At 41.7% G+C, this 17,422-nt stretch carries 19 protein-coding genes; 9 read left to right on the top strand and 10 right to left on the bottom strand.

The window, feature by feature from the left end; all coding sequences use genetic code 11:
• Positions 1 to 46 precede the first annotated feature (46 nt).
• Complete coding sequence (locus tag BLR84_RS13805; protein WP_090468813.1) at positions 47 to 487, top strand: VOC family protein; 441 nt, start codon at positions 47 to 49, stop codon at positions 485 to 487.
• Positions 488 to 517: 30 nt separating this feature from the next.
• Positions 518 to 811, top strand: a complete 294-nt coding sequence (locus BLR84_RS13800; protein ID WP_090468811.1) for a YciI family protein — start codon at positions 518 to 520, stop codon at positions 809 to 811.
• Positions 812 to 1,276: 465 nt separating this feature from the next.
• Here BLR84_RS13800 and BLR84_RS13795 read toward each other — a convergent pair whose 3' ends face one another.
• Together BLR84_RS13795 and BLR84_RS13790 are read right to left on the bottom strand one after the other, a co-directional pair.
• Positions 1,277 to 1,690: a hypothetical protein gene (locus tag BLR84_RS13795; protein WP_090468809.1), complete on the bottom strand. Its 414-nt coding sequence runs from the start codon at positions 1,688 to 1,690 to the stop codon at positions 1,277 to 1,279.
• Between the two features lie 78 nt (positions 1,691 to 1,768).
• Positions 1,769 to 2,626 carry an aldo/keto reductase gene (locus BLR84_RS13790; protein WP_090468807.1) on the bottom strand — a complete coding sequence of 286 codons (858 nt, stop codon included), beginning with the start codon at positions 2,624 to 2,626 and terminating at the stop codon, positions 1,769 to 1,771.
• A 129-nt stretch (positions 2,627 to 2,755) separates the two neighbouring features.
• On the opposite strand from BLR84_RS13790, the gene BLR84_RS13785 reads away from it, so the two are divergent.
• Positions 2,756 to 3,187: a DUF6526 family protein gene (locus BLR84_RS13785; protein WP_090469330.1), complete on the top strand. Its 432-nt coding sequence runs from the start codon at positions 2,756 to 2,758 to the stop codon at positions 3,185 to 3,187.
• Positions 3,188 to 3,274: 87 nt separating this feature from the next.
• On the opposite strand, the gene BLR84_RS13780 is transcribed toward BLR84_RS13785, so the two are convergent.
• From BLR84_RS13780 to BLR84_RS13770, 3 genes are all read right to left on the bottom strand, one after another.
• The gene (locus BLR84_RS13780) at positions 3,275 to 3,679 is read right to left on the bottom strand and encodes a DUF1761 domain-containing protein (RefSeq protein WP_090468806.1); all 405 of its coding nucleotides are present in this window, start codon (positions 3,677 to 3,679) and stop codon (positions 3,275 to 3,277) included.
• Positions 3,680 to 3,867: 188 nt separating this feature from the next.
• Positions 3,868 to 6,588, bottom strand: coding sequence for a hypothetical protein (locus BLR84_RS13775; RefSeq protein WP_090468804.1), 2,721 nt, complete (start codon positions 6,586 to 6,588; stop codon positions 3,868 to 3,870).
• Between the two features lie 316 nt (positions 6,589 to 6,904).
• Entirely contained in the window at positions 6,905 to 7,489 is a 585-nt protein-coding gene (locus tag BLR84_RS13770; protein ID WP_090468802.1) for an outer membrane beta-barrel protein, read from the bottom strand.
• Between the two features lie 147 nt (positions 7,490 to 7,636).
• On the opposite strand from BLR84_RS13770, the gene BLR84_RS13765 reads away from it, so the two are divergent.
• The 6 genes from BLR84_RS13765 to BLR84_RS13740 all read left to right on the top strand — a co-directional run bounded on the left by BLR84_RS13765 (position 7,637) and on the right by BLR84_RS13740 (position 13,581).
• A complete protein-coding gene (locus BLR84_RS13765; protein ID WP_090468800.1) occupies positions 7,637 to 8,440 on the top strand; it encodes a helix-turn-helix domain-containing protein in 804 nt (267 codons plus the stop codon).
• A gap of 79 nt (positions 8,441 to 8,519) precedes the next feature.
• Positions 8,520 to 9,467, top strand: coding sequence for a nitrilase family protein (locus BLR84_RS13760; RefSeq protein ID WP_090468798.1), 948 nt, complete (start codon positions 8,520 to 8,522; stop codon positions 9,465 to 9,467).
• 83 nt (positions 9,468 to 9,550) lie between these two features.
• Positions 9,551 to 10,966, top strand: a complete 1,416-nt coding sequence (locus tag BLR84_RS13755; RefSeq protein WP_090468796.1) for a serine hydrolase domain-containing protein — start codon at positions 9,551 to 9,553, stop codon at positions 10,964 to 10,966.
• A 101-nt stretch (positions 10,967 to 11,067) separates the two neighbouring features.
• Complete coding sequence (locus tag BLR84_RS13750) at positions 11,068 to 12,312, top strand: PA2928 family protein (protein ID WP_090468794.1); 1,245 nt, start codon at positions 11,068 to 11,070, stop codon at positions 12,310 to 12,312.
• A 154-nt stretch (positions 12,313 to 12,466) separates the two neighbouring features.
• Positions 12,467 to 13,051 (top strand): O-methyltransferase, encoded by a 585-nt coding sequence (locus BLR84_RS13745; protein ID WP_090468792.1) that lies wholly within the window; start codon positions 12,467 to 12,469, stop codon positions 13,049 to 13,051.
• 56 nt (positions 13,052 to 13,107) lie between these two features.
• A complete protein-coding gene (locus BLR84_RS13740; protein ID WP_090468790.1) occupies positions 13,108 to 13,581 on the top strand; it encodes a CYTH domain-containing protein in 474 nt (157 codons plus the stop codon).
• Between the two features lie 16 nt (positions 13,582 to 13,597).
• Here the strand turns inward: BLR84_RS13740 and BLR84_RS13735 are convergent, their stop codons facing one another.
• The 5 genes from BLR84_RS13735 to BLR84_RS13715 form a co-directional block, all read right to left on the bottom strand.
• Entirely contained in the window at positions 13,598 to 13,891 is a 294-nt protein-coding gene (locus BLR84_RS13735) for a DUF3892 domain-containing protein (protein ID WP_090468788.1), read from the bottom strand.
• Between the two features lie 274 nt (positions 13,892 to 14,165).
• Positions 14,166 to 14,381: a hypothetical protein gene (locus BLR84_RS13730; protein ID WP_076371974.1), complete on the bottom strand. Its 216-nt coding sequence runs from the start codon at positions 14,379 to 14,381 to the stop codon at positions 14,166 to 14,168.
• Between the two features lie 143 nt (positions 14,382 to 14,524).
• Positions 14,525 to 15,076, bottom strand: coding sequence for a GNAT family N-acetyltransferase (locus tag BLR84_RS13725; protein WP_090468786.1), 552 nt, complete (start codon positions 15,074 to 15,076; stop codon positions 14,525 to 14,527).
• 2 nt (positions 15,077 to 15,078) lie between these two features.
• Entirely contained in the window at positions 15,079 to 16,275 is a 1,197-nt protein-coding gene (locus BLR84_RS13720) for a M28 family metallopeptidase (RefSeq protein WP_218128321.1), read from the bottom strand.
• 19 nt (positions 16,276 to 16,294) lie between these two features.
• Positions 16,295 to 17,221: a hydroxypyruvate isomerase family protein gene (locus BLR84_RS13715; protein ID WP_090468784.1), complete on the bottom strand. Its 927-nt coding sequence runs from the start codon at positions 17,219 to 17,221 to the stop codon at positions 16,295 to 16,297.
• Positions 17,222 to 17,422: the final 201 nt, after the last annotated feature.

Below are 17,422 nucleotides of genomic sequence, written 5' to 3'. Positions count from 1 at the left end.
TGGATAAAATAATTGGAAGCAGTATGCTTAAATTAATCAGAAAACAATGACAACGCTAAACCCTTACCTGGTTTTTAAAGATAATTGCGAAGAAGCTTTCAATTTTTATAAAGTTGTTTTTGGTGGCGTGATCCTGTTCATGGGGCGTTATAAGGATGTACCGCAAGCAGATAAAAAATTATTTCCGCTTTCGGCTGATGAAAAGATCATGCATGCCTCTTTACAAATTGCCCCGAATACGGTTATCATGGGCTGCGATAGTATAGAAACACACCAAGGATTAGCACCCGGGATCGCCAATAATTTTTATCTCTATCTCAGCACGGTTAGCCAGGATGAAGCTTATCGCATATATAATGAACTATCTGAAGGAGGACGGGCCATTATGCCTATAGGTGAAACTTTTTGGAGCACGCATTATGGGATGCTGGCCGATAGATTTGGGATCAGCTGGAAGATCACCTTTGATCCCGACAAGAAACAATAAAAAAATCACTAAATCAATAATTCACTAATTATGAAGCAATACCTGGTTACGGGATATGATTATACGGATGACGGCGCGTTGCAACGCCGCATGGATGTGCGCCCGCATCATTTAGATGGCGTAAGAGTGCTGAAAGAAAACGGTAATTACGTGGAAGGAGGGGCTATACTCAATGACGAGGGTAATATGATAGGCTCAGTCATGATCATGCAGTTTGAAACTGAGGAAGCCCTGGAAGCCTGGAAGCAGAATGAACCTTATATTACCCAAAAAGTATGGGAATCGGTTGATGTGAAGCCGTTTAAAGTAGCGGTGGTTGGATAGTCGACTCACCCGAAGAGGGGGCATAAAAAACCTCGCAATGACAGGTGGAGAAAAACGAAGCGCAGACGAGGTGAGTAGTCTACGATATTCATTTTCCGCCACCACATCTACCCATAATTTTTCGTATATTTATATCAACAGCAGCCCGCTTGTCTCTTTCAGGAGATAAGCGGGCTGTTTTAGTTAAGACAAAACAAGGTCAAAAATAGAGTGTTTTGTGGTTAATGTATTGATAGTTAATAAATTAATACTTTTTAAAGTTTTGAAAACTGCTCAAAACTGTGTTAAAATTTGTTAAAAAGTGTTAAAATGAGAGTTTTTCAAGGGCTTTTGACCCGCTTTTAGCCCCTTTTCGGGCAGAAAAGTGTTAAAATTTAAGGTTTAAAAAGTTTTAGGCTAAAAAACAGAAGCTACCCCCCCCCCCAAAAAAAAAAAATATGACCGACCGTTTGGTCTGTCGGGATATTAAATGGCGGCGGTCCAGGTGTTCAGTTGCCAGTAACCCTCGGCATCTTTTTTATAAAAGGCGGTATAGCTTTTGTCCTGCATGGTAAAGTTGAATGAGAACTCTTTTATGGTGCGATCATGCGGTATAAAATGCGGCAATACGCTGTTGGCGGCCAGGGTAATGGCTTCGGTAAATTCATCGCGGTTTTGCTCCTGCTGGCGGGCCTCCTGCAGGGTATGAGCTGCATAATCGGCATAGGTGGCAAACTCATATGCACTATTCTTTAGCTGCCGGGCTGCATTAAAAGCTGCTTCGGCGTATTGTTCTTTGTAGGTCTCCATGGCCTTTAGCAAGTCGGGAGCCGATATTTCGGGTAAACCATCGTTGCCGGTGGTATTATAGCTGTTCAGGATCTCTTCTTTACTTTTCATGTATGTGGTGATGATACAAAAATAAAAGGATACCATCATATTATGGCATCCCCTTATTTTACCCGTTTTAGGGGTGATTTATTTGATATTTTTCAGACTTTCGAGGATCAGCAGATCGGCTTCGTCCAACTTGATATCGGCTGCTTTCATGTTCTCTTCCAGGTGCTCCACGCTTGATGTACCCGGAATAAGCAGGATGTTTGGCGAGTGATGCAGCAACCAGCTTAAGGCTACCTGGTGTATGGTAACGCTATATTTATCGGCTACGCCCTGTAATATCTGCTCGCCTTTTACATTGCCGCCACCTAATGGGTACCAGGGTATAAAGGCGATATTTTGCTCGCGGGTATACTGTAGTTCGGCTTCCCATTTGCGGTTATCAACGCTGTACATATTTTGTACCGATACCACTTCAAAAAATTGCTGTGCGTGTTTGATCTCGTCTACGCTAACTTCCGACAGACCAATGTGTTTGATCTTGCCCTGCTGCTGTGCTTTTTGCAAAAATTCAAAGGTTTTTTCGGCAGGCACGTTTGGATCTATGCGATGCAGTTGATATAGATCGATACGGTCCTGTTTCAGGCGTTTTAAGCTACCTTCCAGCGCTTCCTGAAGGTGAGCCGGGGATGAGTCGATATTCCACTGATTAGGGCCTGTACGCAGGAAACCGCCCTTGGTACCAATGATGAGGCCAGCAGGGTAGGGTGCAAGTGCTTCGGCTATTAGTTCTTCTGAAACATTGGGGCCGTAACTATCGGCTGTATCAATAAAGTTTACGCCTAGCTCTACAGCCCGTTTAAGTACACTGATACATTCATCCTTGTCTTTTGGTGGCCCCCAAATGCCCTGGCCGGTAATGCGCATGGCACCGTAGCCCAGGCGGTTTATGGTATAGTCGCCACCTAATGTGAACGTTTTTTCAAATGTGTTTGCCATAGTATCAATTGTTGTTATTAAAATCAACTCAAATATGCCTGCATTGTTTAAAAATATTATAACCCGATTGTAATAATGGCATGTGCCTGTGGTAACAATTTAGTAGTATCTTTCGTCAAAAAACAAGCCATGACCTCACAAAACTTTGCCAACCATAAACGCACTGCTGCAGGCTTCCATTATTTGCTGGGAGGTATGCTTATTGTAGGATTGATAGTTTCTATGGTGAATGTGGTGATGCAATGGCAGACGACGGGCTTTTTGAGCGCCTTGCTCATTATGCTGCTTTTTGGCTGTAGTTTGCTGATGGGCCTGTTTGCACGCATGTTTCCGCTAAAGGCGCAAGACAGAGCCATACGGGCCGAAGAAGGTCTGCGTTATTTTATACTCACCCGCCAACCGCTGGACAATAGACTTACCATAGCCCAGATAGCTGCCCTGCGTTTTGCACCCGATGATGAACTGGTTCCCTTAATAGAACGAGTGTTAGCCGAAAATCTATCGGCAACTGATATTAAAAAGACCATCAAAAACTGGCGTGCTGATCATCATCGGGTGTAGAGAGGATCGCGTAATCTAAGACGCATGTGATGCGTCTCTACAAAAAACAAAACGTAGAGACACATTACATGTGTCTCCGGACTTTTTCTACCTCCACCAGCCTATAATGGTGCCCATCAACGTTAATGATACCAGGCTGTAGCCGCCGTTTATAAATATCAGCCGCCAGCTTTTTAGCTCAAACAGGCCCTGTATGGCAATGGCGCTGAATGTCCACACACCGGCCAGCGAACCTGCCGTAGCGCCCCATGAAATGTCGGTTTTGGCATCGGAGAGGAACATACCCAGGTTAACGGCCATAATGATAGAAAATATAGCCGAAATGCCAAAGGTGCGAGCTTTGTTGGAGGTCTTTAATTCGTCGGGAGTAAGCTTGTTATCAGCCATCCAGGGATTGGCGAACAGTAATGGGGAGTACCAGATACCGCCAACTAAAAATGCCGAAACACCGGCCGCTATCACGGCCAGCCAATTGATGTGTGAAAAATCCATAATGATAAGTTTATGTGTTTCATAAATCTAACCATTATTGGAGTAAAGAGCAAGGACTTTTGGAACAAGGATTTGGGGACTTTTGGAGCAAAGATTTTTAGAACAAAGAACAAGGATTTTGGGAGCATGGATTGACAGGACATTTTGTCCTATAGTCTTTGTTCCTTGCTCCCAAAATCTCCTCAAAATTACTTCACCTGGATATGCATCACCTGGCGGCCAAGATCGCCTTCGGCATCCAGACCTTCGATAATTACACGGTATGATCCACGGGCGTCGCTGTTAAAAAAGCTGAACGAAGCTACACCGTTTTTATCGGTTATCACTTTCGGGTTCCAGTAAATGGTGTTACGCAGATCGGCCCCGAGCGAGCTTTGTTTGGTAACATCATATTTAGGCATGTAAAACTCTTTGGCTTTACCATAACCCTGTATGGCGAAAGTAACTACGTTTTGTTTAGGTATAAGCGCCTGTAGCTGAGCCAGCGTTATCTTTTCCTTTTTGATCACTTTTTTGTTGATGATCAAAACGCCGTTTGTTTGATTCATGCGATTAATACCGCTTACACCGTCCTTTAAAAATATCTCAACGGATGCTACTTCGGCACCTGAAATGGTTGATAAAAAGTTCACATCAACCGGCATACTGCCTATGTATATCTGCACAGGTACTTTTTTGCCGGCGTTATAATCACGGGTGATATAAAAATTATTGTCGACATAAGTTAAACCAAAAGCCATGGTACTTAAACAGTTGATCAGCAGGGGACAGTCTTTCAACTGATCGCCCGATATTTCGTGATCGGCCTGTCCGGGTAACCCGGCAAATGTGCCAAAGTCACTATGACTTGGTTTTTTCTCGAACTTGGTTGATTTTACGACCACCTCTTTCAACACGCGGGAGTTTTGATATTGCCTGCGACTATTATCCAGGTATGGGCGCATCGCGCTGTCGATATTTACAATTTCGTCGGGTTGATTAGGGTTCTTACTTAATTTCTGATACAATTCGCCGTTCACGGTGATTACCATGTTTTTGCCGTTCACATTATTACGGGCGCTCAGGGTTATTTTAGAGGTATCCATAACCACTACATTACTAAATTTGAAATTACCCGACAGATCGGTTATCGTTTCGGCCGAAAAATTACGATCTGGTATCAGCAAGCGTATGCTGCCTTTGCCTACCGGGAGGCCCGTATTGGTTCTTAATATACCCGATACTTCGATCCCCTGTTCAGGCGCGATAAAAATGGGTGGGTTTTTATCTGCCAGTATATCTTCATAAGAGAAACGGCGGTAACCCTGCGTAAGCATCAGGATATCCAGGTTGTCTTGTTTTTCCTGATCGGGTTTATTGAAATAATAATTGGGTTTTTCGATATACCCTTTTAGGTCTGATGTAAGCAGCAGGGTGCTTAATATGGTCGATTCCGAGTCTTCATTGGTAGGTACGCTGGTATCGTCAAGTACGGCTACGGAAAAGCTGCCTTCAACAGGAGCAGTGCTGTTTTTTGCCGATACGGCTATCCTTACATTTTGCCGGGTAGTATAAGATGGTTTATCAGGTTTTAAAGCCAGATTGAGCAGGTCGTTATGTTGTACAAAAGCCACCCGCTCGCACAGAGCGTAGCCCCCAGATGAGAACAGGGTGAACTGTACGATGCCCGTTGGGAACTTGTTTTTTGGAATATTGGCTGTGTAGGCAGCGTTTTGTAATACGGTTTGGGCGGCATAGTAAATAACACCTCCGCTTTGTGCTACCAGGTAAAAACTTTTATTTTGTTTACGCTGTAAAAATAGTTCGTTGGCCGATATTTTAACGGTAAGGTTATCCGCATCCGCATTGAATACCGACAGGTTTATCCCCATGGCCTGTACCCGTGGAAGCTTATAAGTACCCGTGGATCCATTAGGAAAAGTAACGTTGGCAGTGTATACTTTTCCGCTTTCCGGGGTTATGGCAAATACACCCATGCCCAGATGCGCAGAGGTAAAAGATGCCATAACAGTACCCTGATCGTCTGTTATAGTTCCTTTTACATCAGTTCCCAATCCTTTGGAGTTGATAGCTTTAAAGGCAATTTTTGAGCGTATGCCATTGGTAAGCTGCCCGCTTTCGGGAAAAAACTGTACATCATAAGCAGTTACCGCAGCTTTTAAAGAAAATGAATTGGTAACCGATTTACGTTCGCCCATATCAATGGCTGTTACCAATGAGCTGGATGTAATGGTAGCGGTCTCATTTTCGGGTATGTCAACTAATAAATGTCCTTTATCGTCGGTACGACCGCTGCCTTTGGTTACCGCGTCGCCATTGCGCATCAATTGCCAGCTTACCCTTCTGTTGGCATAGGGGGTATTAGCCGGATCTTTATAAAGGATGTCCGCGTCGACCTTTACAGTACCTTTTTTCGCGGAGCTTTTGTAGCTGATAAAAGTATTTACCTGGTTATCGATGGCGTTACCCACGTTAATGGTATGATCGTAAAAATAATCTGGGTCAAAATTGCGCATCCAATTGGTATAAGCTCTGATGCGGTAAGGACCTTGCTTATAGGTATCACCGGTAAGGGTAATGTTACCATTAGCGAAACCATTTTTAACAGGCAAACGCAGGTTTTCCATAACAGAGTCCTGGCTGTTGATCACATCAACATAAACCACACCGCTCAGCCCCGATGGCTGGTGTTTTTCGACAGTTACATAAGCTTTAAACCAAATGGTATCGCCTACGGCATAGTAAGGTTTATCCAAATGGAGATAAACTTTTTCAATGGGGAAACTGCTTTGAAACTTGGCGGTTTTTTGAATAAGCGTACTTAAGGGTATGCTATCCTGTTGCGCCGAAGCGACAAAACCAAAAGAGAATAACAGAGAAATTACGAGTAAAAATTTTCTTGATATCATTAATATAATATAAAGCGGCTAACAGGGGCTAATATAAACATTTAGGGTTGCAGCGTGCCGAACAGGTCTGTCATTTAACATTTTTTTACAATCGGGGTAAATTTGAATGATGCTATGACTATCCGTTTTTTGTCATGCGCAACAGACAAAACTATAGCTTTTTCCAATATCAACGGAAAGTTATAACCAATATGTTGCATAGGGGGGCATCATAACATCATTGTTACTTATTGGATATCTGTGAGACACATGTAATGTGCCTCTACAAAAAATAAATGTAGAGACGCATCACATGCGTCTCCTCAACTTCTCCGCGCTAAAAATTATACCCAACGCCAAACTTTACACCCGCGTTTTCTATACTATTGGTTCGGCCATAGTTTTTAAAGCCAATTAAGCGATGTTCCAGTAAAAATGGGTTGATAAAAACAGTTACTTTGCCAAAATCATATTTACCACCAACACCAATCTCAGCGCCGATGCCTTTTTGGTCGTTTATCCCGGTATCATTATCGGCACCAAAATCAAAGTCGACGAGGAGGCCGGCATTAACATACAGATATTTTAAAAAACTGTATTTACCGTAGATTGGTACCGTGATTAGTTTAGCTCTGCCAGGACTCAGGATCTCGCCCCTGTCAGGAACAATATAGCTTAATATTAGTTTATTGCTGGAGTATTGCAGGCCGGTTTCCAGCGCAAAGGAGTTGGTTAAATTATGGGTGTAACCGAAACCTATAATGGTGCTGCTTTTTGACTTGTATCCATAATCGCCAATGTCGCCATGGATGTTCACATTATTGGCGGCAACACCATAAAATATGGATATACTGTTTTTTGACTGGGAATAAGCCTGTGTACTTAATAACACAAGCGCAAAAATGATAAGTTTAATCTTCATAAGATGTTGTATAGCAGGTTTGACATTTTATGATGCCTAAGATATTTAATTCGTATGGTTTTTGAATATTATATAATTGTTATGGGTATCGTTGTGTCGCCCCAATTATATTAAAAACTGTAACTTTACTATGTTATCAGGCTTATTATGCAAATACCCCCATCGCCACATCTTGCTCATATTATTAAGCACTATTTAATACTGGAAAATAACTGCGGCAAGCAGTTAAATTATCGTTTGTTTTCTGACGGAAACCCTGGGATGGTGTTCTATTTTAAAGCACCGTTGATAGAATATGCCATGCATCGGCCGGAAACCTATGTTCATCCGCGCAGCTTTGTTTACGGACAGCTAACGCAATACAAGGACCTGGCATCAACCGGGGAACTAGATATATTGGTAGTTGTATTTCAGCCTTATGCCCTGTATGCCTTATCTGGCATAGCCTCTGTTGAATTAAATGACAGCCTGATCAAACTAAACGAACTTTTTAAAAGTGATGCCGAAGACCTGGAAGACCGGGTTTTGAATGAAACTGATATCAAAAACAAAATTGAACATATCGAAAATTTTGTATTCAAAAAGCTGGCTGATGTTCTGTACCCTGATAAAATACTTACCGGAGCTTTAAAACTGATAGAGAACCATAAAGGAAACATATCCGTATCGCATTTGCTAAATGTTTTACCCATAACCGAAAAGCAGCTCGAACGCCGGTTTAACGAATACATCGGGATAAGTCCGAAGCGCTTCACAGCCATTGTGAAGCTGCAATACTTTTTAAAAAGCTTGCAAAATAGTTCACCAGGTACAAAAATTGCAGATGCTGCTTACCAGAGTGGTTATTATGACCAGGCGCATCTCAACAACTATTTTAAGAGGAACATTGGCATAACCCCATCTGCCTATAAAACAAACAACCTGCTGGCTATTAATTTTATGCAGGTTTAGCGCTTTTCACAATTGTCGGTTTTTTACAAGGTAACCTTTAGGCGTGGGTTTAGCTTTGCTGTATATTAATACTAAGCATATGAAAAACTTGAAAATAGCGACCGCTCAGTTTGAGCATAAAAGCGGCGACAAAGCCTATAATCTATCTGTTATTAAACAATTATCGCAAAAGGCGGCACAGCAGGGAGCTGATGTTATCGCTTTTCATGAATGTTCAATTACGGGCTATACTTTTGCCAGGCACCTGGATAAACAGCAAATGCTTGACCTGGCAGAGGTGGTTCCCGGGGGAGAAAGTATCTCGGCGCTTACCGCTTATGCCCGGGAATTTGATATTATTATACTGACCGGACTGTTTGAAAAGGATGAAGATGGTAACTTATATAAACCCTACGTGTGCGTAGATAAAAATGGCCTGGTTGCCAAACATCGCAAACTGCATCCGTTCATCAACCCCCATTTACAGTCGGGTACCAACTATACCGTTTTTGAAATTTTAGGGTGGAAATGCGGCATCCTGATCTGTTATGATAATAATGTTATTGAAAATGTAAGGGCTACCAAATTGTTGGGTGCCGATATTATTTTTATGCCTCATGTAACCATGTGTACACCATCTACCCGCCCGGGTGCCGGTTTTGTTGATGCAGAACTATGGAAGGATAAAGCCGGCAACGCCAAACGGCTACGCGAAGAGTTCAACGGACTTAAAGGCAGGGCCTGGCTCATGAAATGGTTACCTGCCCGGGCCTATGATAATGCGATATACGCCATTTTTGCCAACCCCATAGGTATGGACGATGATCAGCTTAAAAACGGCTGTTCCATGGTTATTGACCCCTATGGTGATGTTATAGCGGAATGCACCTCGCTGGATAATGAAATTGCCATTGCTGATATCCAAGCCGATAAATTAACACTGGCAGGAGGTTATCGTTACATCAAGGCCAGGAGACCCGAATTATACCGTGATATTATTGGAAAAGAGCATCAGAGCGAACAAAAGGTGGTTTGGTTAAAGGATTAAGTATTACCAATATTATTTTTAGTATCCTGATAAATTGTAATATAAATTGGTTTAGATTGCGTTATTGATACAAAACCTGAACAATGAGAAATCTGAAGATTACCTTATTCGCACTGATATTTTTATTAGCCGCCAGCTATTCGTTTGCACAACGGTCTTATAAAATAACCTATCAACAACTAAAAGAGTATGAAGGTGTTTATGAATATGGAAAAGAAGATAAATTACAGATTGCGGCCTCGCCGGTTGATACCTGTTTGGTTGCCATTATTAAACTAAGCGTATACCCTTTAAAAGCTTCCGGTAAAGATATTTTTTTGGATATTGGCAAAAATAAGATCACTTTTTTAAGAAATGCGTCAAATCAGATTATTGGCTATACCAAAGGTAACGACACGAATAAGCTCATTACCCGGAGTGTTTCATTTTCACCAAAAATGTGGTATCCTAAATTAGGGGCCGACGTTAAAACCTATCAGTATAAATATGCCATGCCTGCCAAATTTAAAGATGGTTTGCAGCCCGGTGATGCAAGGGCTGTTGGTTTGGATACCGCTTTGCTCGATAAAATGATGAACAAGATTGTACGCGGTAAATATCCCAATGTGCATAGTGTTTTAATTATAAAAGGCGGCAAGCTGGTATTTGAAGAGTATTTTTACGAGTATACCAAAGACAGTTTGCAGGAGATGCGTTCGGCTACCAAAAGTATGGTATCGGCGCTTACCGGTATTGCTATACATCAGGGGTTTATCAAGAGTAAGAACGAGCGGGTGGTTTCCTACTTTCCCGAATATAACCTGGCCAATAACACCGATATCAAGAAAACCATCACTGTTGAAAATATGCTGGCTAATCAAAGCGGTTTGGATTGCGATGTGAGTAACCCCAAATCGGAAGGCGGCGAGGAAGCGATGGATGCATCTGACGACTGGGTTAAATTTACCCTTGACCTGCCGATGATTGATAAACCGGGTAACGATGGAAGATATTGTTCCGGCAACCCCATTACCATCGGTCGCATTATTGAAAAAGCTACCCACATTGGGCTTCCGGAATTTGGCCAAAAGAACCTTTTTGGTCCGCTGGGTATTACCGGTTATAAATGGAATTTTAAACCTGATAGATCAAACATTAATGAGTACTGCCAGATCTATCTGCACCCGCGCGATATGGCCAAGTTTGGATTGTTGTACCTCAACAAAGGCGTTTGGAATAATAAACAGATCATCCCTGCCGATTGGGTAATGGAATCGTTCCAAAAGCACTCCGTAGTGCAAGGGGTTGATTATGGCTACCTGTGGTGGTTAAAGTACCTGGATGCCGATGGTGCTGTTAGGTATTACGGAAAAGCTGCACAAGGCAATGGCGGTCAAAAAATATATGTTTTCCCGGATCAGGACCTGGTTGTTGCTATAACCGGTGGAAATTATAACTCCAAATCGCCCTCTGATGAGCTGATCAGTAAATATATCCTGCCCTCATTTAATAAAAAATAAACGGCGTGCCGCAGAACGTATATGGCGTTATGCGGCTTTAACCCGTGCTGCTGAGAGGTCAAACAAATCGAAAGCCATCGTGTTTTTGGTTAAACTACCTTATGCAACAACACAATTTCCCTGGCGCGCTGCCATCTCAGCGTAATTACTGGCGACTTGTATTGCTTTTTCTGCTACCTGTATTGATCGTAATTGCTATTATTTTAGGCGTGGTCAGTGCCATCAATAGTGGAGCAGCAACCTATGCTCAGGCCGATGCCTTATTTTATACCGCGAATGGACATACGGTAATGGCTACCGTGGTAACCCATGAATCAGGAGCAACAGAAACCTATACCGACAACAACCGATATGCCGAAGCTATTGATGTAGAAAGCGGCAAAAGATTATGGAGAGCAAAGCTTGATGCTAAAAACAACCGCGACCAGGATTTTGGCCATGCGGCATTATTGGGTCAGTCTTCTAAATATTTATTTTTCCTGCGGAATGAGTTGTATGTGATCGATAAACAAACAGGGGAGGTGATAGCACAAAATGATCATTTTGAAACCCTTAAGGATAAAATGAGTAAAGAAGAACTATCATCATACAACGATAGCGATATCAAATATACCTATAATGACTCCTTACAATCCGTCTTGTTTAAAGGTACGGATGGCCTTTTTTATGCCATTAATGGTCTTACCTTAAAAACAGATGTTATCAATTTGAACAATCCCGACCGGTATTTTAAATCAAAAAATCAGCCCTCTTATAATAGTTTGATGACACAGGCCTATGACGATGGTAAACAAAGCCTGGCTTTGCTGGATGAGAAAGAAGTACAGTTGTTACAGGCCAATAATTTAATGGAAGGAGTACAACACCGAAGTTCAGAAAAATCGGTAAGAAGATCTGTATATAGCCACCCTGCCGACAAGCTTAGCGGCGACTGGAAAAAATTAAATGATGCTGTTTATATATACGGTGGTTTTTTAATCGATTCGCATCAAAATTATCGGCGGCCCATTGATTCGCTTGCTAATAGTGAAACCTATCGGCTATTTGTCAACAGTTATAATAATATACATGCCACCATCCGCTTAAATAACGGGGGGCTGATTGTGATGCACAAGGCATCTATGGAGAACACCGCGCCGATATTGCTTACCGCCTTGCAGTCCGATGGTAAGGTTATCTGGCAGGCCAACACAGGTTATGAGGATATCGGTTTTCTTTACAAACACCCAGATGGGAGTAAGCTATTTTTCATGGGCTCACCCGAAGGTAAATTCAATTATCCCATGCAGCAGCTGCTTTGCCTTAACCTGGCTAACGGAGCTTTGCATTCCTATTCAATAAAATAAAGTCTTTCAGGTTGATTATAAAGAAAGTTTTTATAATTGATGAATCTAAATACCGAATTGGTTTTTAGTATAAATTATATTATATGGTATTTTAAATTATGATTTTGTTAACTATACTTGTAACCCAAACAATCATAATTTAAAACAAGATCTCATGAACCAGGAAATAAAACAGCCCTATCCTCAGTCGTATAATGATATTGATAAAGCCACTATCGAGTCGGGTTTTACCATGGCTTCTGATGCCTTAACCTGTTCTTTATTAAAAACGCTGGCCGTTTCAAAGCCGGGTGGTAAATTCCTGGAGCTGGGCACGGGTACTGGGCTGTCAACTTCCTGGATATTGGATGGAATGGATGCCTCTTCTTCTCTTATTTCTATTGATAATGATGCCCGTTTTTTAGCTATAGCCGCTCAGTTTTTGGGTGGTGATGACCGATTGGAACTGGTTTGCATAGATGGTGCTGATTGGTTTGAGCAAAACGAGCATTTAAAGTTCGATTATATTTTTGCCGATACCTGGCATGGTAAGTACCTGTTGCTTGACGAAGCTATAGCCATGCTTAATCCCGGTGGTTTATATATTATTGATGATATGCTACCCCAACCTAACTGGCCCGGTGGCCATCATGAAAAAGCTATAAAATTAGTTGAAGATCTGGAAAAACGGACTGACCTGGTACTCACCAAACAATGCTGGGCTACGGGGATAGTGATAGCGGTTAAGAAACAGGTGTAACAAGACCAAAATTTTGTTGCTTTCATTCCTATCTTTGCCGCACAGGTATAAAAAATATGGCTATTGAAATTGAACGTAAGTTCCTGGTTGATCATGAACAGTGGCGGATTTTGAATAAACCCGAAGGTAAACACTACCGCCAGGGATATATTCTGAGCGACGATATCAAAACTATCCGTGTGCGTGTCACGGACGAACATGGTTATATAACCATTAAAGGAAAAACAAAAGGGATAAGTCGGTTGGAGTATGAATATACCATCCCGGTTAACGAAGGTGTAGAGCTGCTAAACAATTTTGCTGTATCAGAGCTTGAAAAGATCCGTTATTGTATTAGCTATGAAGGTAAAGTTTGGGAGGTAGATGATTTTTTAGGCGAAAACCAGGGCTTGCTGGTAGCGGAAATTGAACTGGAAGACGAGGCTGAAACATTTAAGTTACCCCAATGGATCACCGTTGAGGTTACCGGCGACAAAAAATACTACAACTCGGCTTTATCGATAGAGCCGTTTAACACCTGGAACGTGTAGGTATTTAATATAAAACTTATGCGGTTTGAGGTAATGTCAATAAATAATCTGGCTTCGACTCGTCAGACACGGTTTTAACATATTTATTACCATCCGGGCAAAGCGCGGGGATCAGCGTAGTTTTATTGCCATACTCGTCAATAACATAAGCTTCCCCGTCGGCGTCCTTTATCCAATCATAAAGTTTTGCTCTCTCGGTAACCCCTTTTACATTAATGCGTTCATTTACCCATTCTAATGAATCTATGGCTACATAAGGGTTTTTGTGCAGCTTGGCATCGGTTTTTATACAAAGAATACGTACAGACATCGGCTCATTCGTTTTTAATTAACAGGTGTTACAAAAATAAAACAAATGAAACTGAAGAGAAATAGGTGTTTTCACCCATTTTTTTTGCGTAAAAGTACCCGAAATGCGTAAAAACCACACGGTTAACTAGCGCCTGGCAAATAAATTTTAGCTTGAAGATTATGTGATAATACCGGTAGAAGACCGGCTAAAATGAAAACTAAGAGAAGAGGGGAGATATGATATAAAATAAAACCCCGGGTATCAATAGATGCCTGGGGTTTTATTGTGCTATTTACCAGCCAGTGCCTTTTTTGGCGTTACCGTTTTTGATATGCTCTTCGGCAGTTGCTTTTCCCATAATAGCGGCCATTTTGTTACCTGCGCTATCTTTTCCCGTTGCAATGTACCTTCCTGATTTTATGTCGATAACAGGATCGATCATAGGTACATTTTTAGTTTTGGTTTTTACTGAATACGCGGTAATGCCGCTTCCTTTTTCTGTTGCCATGATAAGTTCTTTTGTTTTTAATAATTGTTAACCTCATTTTCGCCGAATTGTTTCGGCCTTAGTTATAATTGGTTTTTATGCTGTAAACATGCATTAAAAATTTTTAATTCAAAATACCTGAAGTAAATATTTTGTTAACACATTTAAGTTTTTGTTAATAACGTGTAAACAGCGGTGTCTTTAAATGCCCCATTATAAAAATAATTCTCCTTAAAATAGGCTTCCTGTGTAAACTTATTTTTTTGGAGTAGTTTTATTGAGGCGGCGTTGTGCGGGCTTACGATAGCTTGTATCGAGTGCAGGTTCATGGCTCCAAAACCATAATTAATAATGGTTTCTATGGCTTCCTGCATAATACCCATACCCTGATAAGCCGGGTTTAGCAGATATCCTATCTCGGCCCGGTAATTTTCTTTTTCTATACGCCAAAAACCTATGCTGCCGATAAACTCATGCTCGTTTTTAAGCGTAATGCACCAGGTAATGCCATTATTGCCGCTTAACAAATCGTTAATAACTTTTATCAGATCAATAACATCATCAAGCGTTTTTGCCAGTGGCCGGGATATGTATTGCATAATAACCGGGTCTTTTCGTATCTCAAAAAGCTTTGAAGCATCGGCAAAAGTAAACTGTCGTAATATCAAGCGTTCGGTAGTTAGAACAGGAAACGGGTCAAAGTTAAGTTGGAGCATAATTAATTGGCTGATGATATGATTACCCCTTGTTTCGTCATCAGACTACTGTTAAACCTTAGGATGAGTTTAAACAGGTCCTTATACTCCGTAAGGGGTAAAGTTTTACTGATATCAAAAACATCATGATAGGCTTTGATACCGCCTAATGTGTATATAAAAAATGCAGGAACCCCTTTTTCTGTAAAATAATAATGGTCGCTGTTGGCAGCTTTTCCGCGCGGGTTTACCTTTGCCAGGTAATTACCCTGGCTATTAATTTGTTTTAATGCGGCAAATTCTTTGGGGTAAATGGTAGCGTTCACTACGGTAATTCCCTCAATCCCGGTACCGTCAAGATCTAAATTGATCAGGAAGCGGATATTTTTTAAGGGGATCAAAGGATTGTCGGTAAAATATTTAGAACCCAGTAGTCCGGCTTCTTCGCCCGAAAAGCAAATAAAGGCTATGCTGTAGCGCTGCGGATGGGCTCCGTAGTATTTAGCTAAACTTAATAACTGTGTAACTCCGCTGGCATTGTCATTAGCACCCGGGAAATAGGTGTTGCTACCCATACCACCCAAATGATCATAATGCGCGGTAACCACCAATATTGAGTCGGGCTTGGAAGTCCCCTTCACCATAGCACAGATGTTTGCTGTTTTAAAATCAGGGATTAATTGATTTTCTATATCGATCTGGATAGTAGCCGGTGTTTGTTTTACCGACTTTTTATCCATTTGGATCAATGTATAATCAAGTGCTTTGCCTTCAACAGACCAGGTGAGCTTATTTTCGAGCGATAAAACCACACGATTTTGCTTGTCGACAAAGTGTGTACTATCAATTTGCTCCAGCTTGCCTGTACCTGCCACGCCTTTACTGTCCGGACTTACAATATAATCAACGCCGGGTTTAAGCTCCACATCATTGATTACTACCTTCATTTTACCCGGAAAAGTATTAACCGGGTAACTAAACTCTTGCGGATAGCTTTTGCCATCCATGGGCTTTATACCATAGGTCTTAAATTGCCCGGCTAAAAAATCGGCAGCACGGTGTACGCCATCTTTGGTATAACCACGCCCCCAAAAGTAAGGCGAAGTTAAAGTATCAACCATTTTACGGGCAAACAGACTGTCCTGTGCCATTGTGCAGTTGGCGGCTAGCAGTAGGCAGGTTGCAGTAAGAAATAGGCGCTGAGGTGTTTTTGATTTCATTATTTATGATAACGATTGCTTACATAAAACTATCAGCTTCGCGGTATGCTTTGATCAGGGCAAGCTCACCCTCTTTACCGGCACCCGCTGTTCCATGCTCCATACCCAACACCCCTTTATATCCTTTATCGTAAATATGTTTGAATATGTTTTTGTAGTTAACCTCGCCAGTGCCGGGTTCTTTACGACCCGGATTATCACCAATCTGGTAATAACCTATTTCGTCATAAATCCAATTAAGGGTAGGGATGATATTGCCCTGGTTGCGCTGTACATGGTACATATCATACAAAATTTTGCAGGAAGGGCTACCCACAGCTTTACAGATAGCATAAGCCTGGTCGGGTGTGCGTAAAAACAGGTCGGGATTATCACTGAGTGGTTCCAGCACCATGACCAGACCATGAGGTTCAATAATGGCCGTGCCTTTTTTGATGGCTTCAATTACATTGCCTGTTTGTATACCAATAGGCAGGTTACGCACAAAATCGCCGGGAACTACGGTAACCAGCTTGCTATTGATCCGTTTGGCCACCTCAACCGCTTCCTTGCAGCTAGCGATGAATTTATCGAGATGTTCGGCTTTGCCCGATGCTAACAGGTTGGTATCATTACCTAAACCAGGTTGCACAAAAACGCCCATGGCCATACCTAATTTAGCCAATGTATCACCAATTTTTTTCTGCTGATCAACTGGTCGGCGGGCCATACCATTATCTTCAATACTGCGGAAGCCCTGGTCATAAGCAAACTTAATCTGATCAATAAAATCGTCACCGGCATGGTTTTTAAACATGCCATCATGTATGCCATAGTTTAAATGAAAGGGTTTGCCGGTATCGGGAGCTGTGGTCGCGGCTGTCGCCGGATCTGGTTTTAAAAGTCCGGTTGTTAATAATGATGCACCTGCCAATACAGAGTTTTGCACAAAGTTTCTGCGTTTCATAATAGGTAATTGGGATTTGAGGCAGCAATATAAAAAAAAGATGTGATTTTGAGTTTGGAGGTGCTATTGCTTGCCTTGCGTATTGTGTTGGGTATAATTACGAAGGCCGGGTTCCATAGATCAAACTATTAGGGCTGGCATATTCGTGATTTTTCTTAAAAAATCGTATATTTGTACCACAAACGGAAAATTATCGCTATT

The organism is Mucilaginibacter sp. OK268 (genome assembly GCF_900103125.1).
GTDB lineage: Bacteria > Bacteroidota > Bacteroidia > Sphingobacteriales > Sphingobacteriaceae > Mucilaginibacter.
Note: the sequence above shows the minus strand (reverse complement) of the source record. Positions and strands in the feature narration are given on the sequence as shown.

Coding starts and splice junctions, on each gene's coding strand:
- BLR84_RS13805 (WP_090468813.1), top strand. CDS start 47: ATGACAACGCTAAACCCTTACCTGGTTTTTAAAGATAATTGCGAAGAA.
- BLR84_RS13800 (WP_090468811.1), top strand. CDS start 518: ATGAAGCAATACCTGGTTACGGGATATGATTATACGGATGACGGCGCG.
- BLR84_RS13795 (WP_090468809.1), bottom strand. CDS start 1,690: ATGAAAAGTAAAGAAGAGATCCTGAACAGCTATAATACCACCGGCAAC.
- BLR84_RS13790 (WP_090468807.1), bottom strand. CDS start 2,626: ATGGCAAACACATTTGAAAAAACGTTCACATTAGGTGGCGACTATACC.
- BLR84_RS13785 (WP_090469330.1), top strand. CDS start 2,756: ATGACCTCACAAAACTTTGCCAACCATAAACGCACTGCTGCAGGCTTC.
- BLR84_RS13780 (WP_090468806.1), bottom strand. CDS start 3,679: ATGGATTTTTCACACATCAATTGGCTGGCCGTGATAGCGGCCGGTGTT.
- BLR84_RS13775 (WP_090468804.1), bottom strand. CDS start 6,588: ATGATATCAAGAAAATTTTTACTCGTAATTTCTCTGTTATTCTCTTTT.
- BLR84_RS13770 (WP_090468802.1), bottom strand. CDS start 7,489: ATGAAGATTAAACTTATCATTTTTGCGCTTGTGTTATTAAGTACACAG.
- BLR84_RS13765 (WP_090468800.1), top strand. CDS start 7,637: ATGCAAATACCCCCATCGCCACATCTTGCTCATATTATTAAGCACTAT.
- BLR84_RS13760 (WP_090468798.1), top strand. CDS start 8,520: ATGAAAAACTTGAAAATAGCGACCGCTCAGTTTGAGCATAAAAGCGGC.
- BLR84_RS13755 (WP_090468796.1), top strand. CDS start 9,551: ATGAGAAATCTGAAGATTACCTTATTCGCACTGATATTTTTATTAGCC.
- BLR84_RS13750 (WP_090468794.1), top strand. CDS start 11,068: ATGCAACAACACAATTTCCCTGGCGCGCTGCCATCTCAGCGTAATTAC.
- BLR84_RS13745 (WP_090468792.1), top strand. CDS start 12,467: ATGAACCAGGAAATAAAACAGCCCTATCCTCAGTCGTATAATGATATT.
- BLR84_RS13740 (WP_090468790.1), top strand. CDS start 13,108: ATGGCTATTGAAATTGAACGTAAGTTCCTGGTTGATCATGAACAGTGG.
- BLR84_RS13735 (WP_090468788.1), bottom strand. CDS start 13,891: ATGTCTGTACGTATTCTTTGTATAAAAACCGATGCCAAGCTGCACAAA.
- BLR84_RS13730 (WP_076371974.1), bottom strand. CDS start 14,381: ATGGCAACAGAAAAAGGAAGCGGCATTACCGCGTATTCAGTAAAAACC.
- BLR84_RS13725 (WP_090468786.1), bottom strand. CDS start 15,076: ATGCTCCAACTTAACTTTGACCCGTTTCCTGTTCTAACTACCGAACGC.
- BLR84_RS13720 (WP_218128321.1), bottom strand. CDS start 16,275: ATGAAATCAAAAACACCTCAGCGCCTATTTCTTACTGCAACCTGCCTA.
- BLR84_RS13715 (WP_090468784.1), bottom strand. CDS start 17,221: ATGAAACGCAGAAACTTTGTGCAAAACTCTGTATTGGCAGGTGCATCA.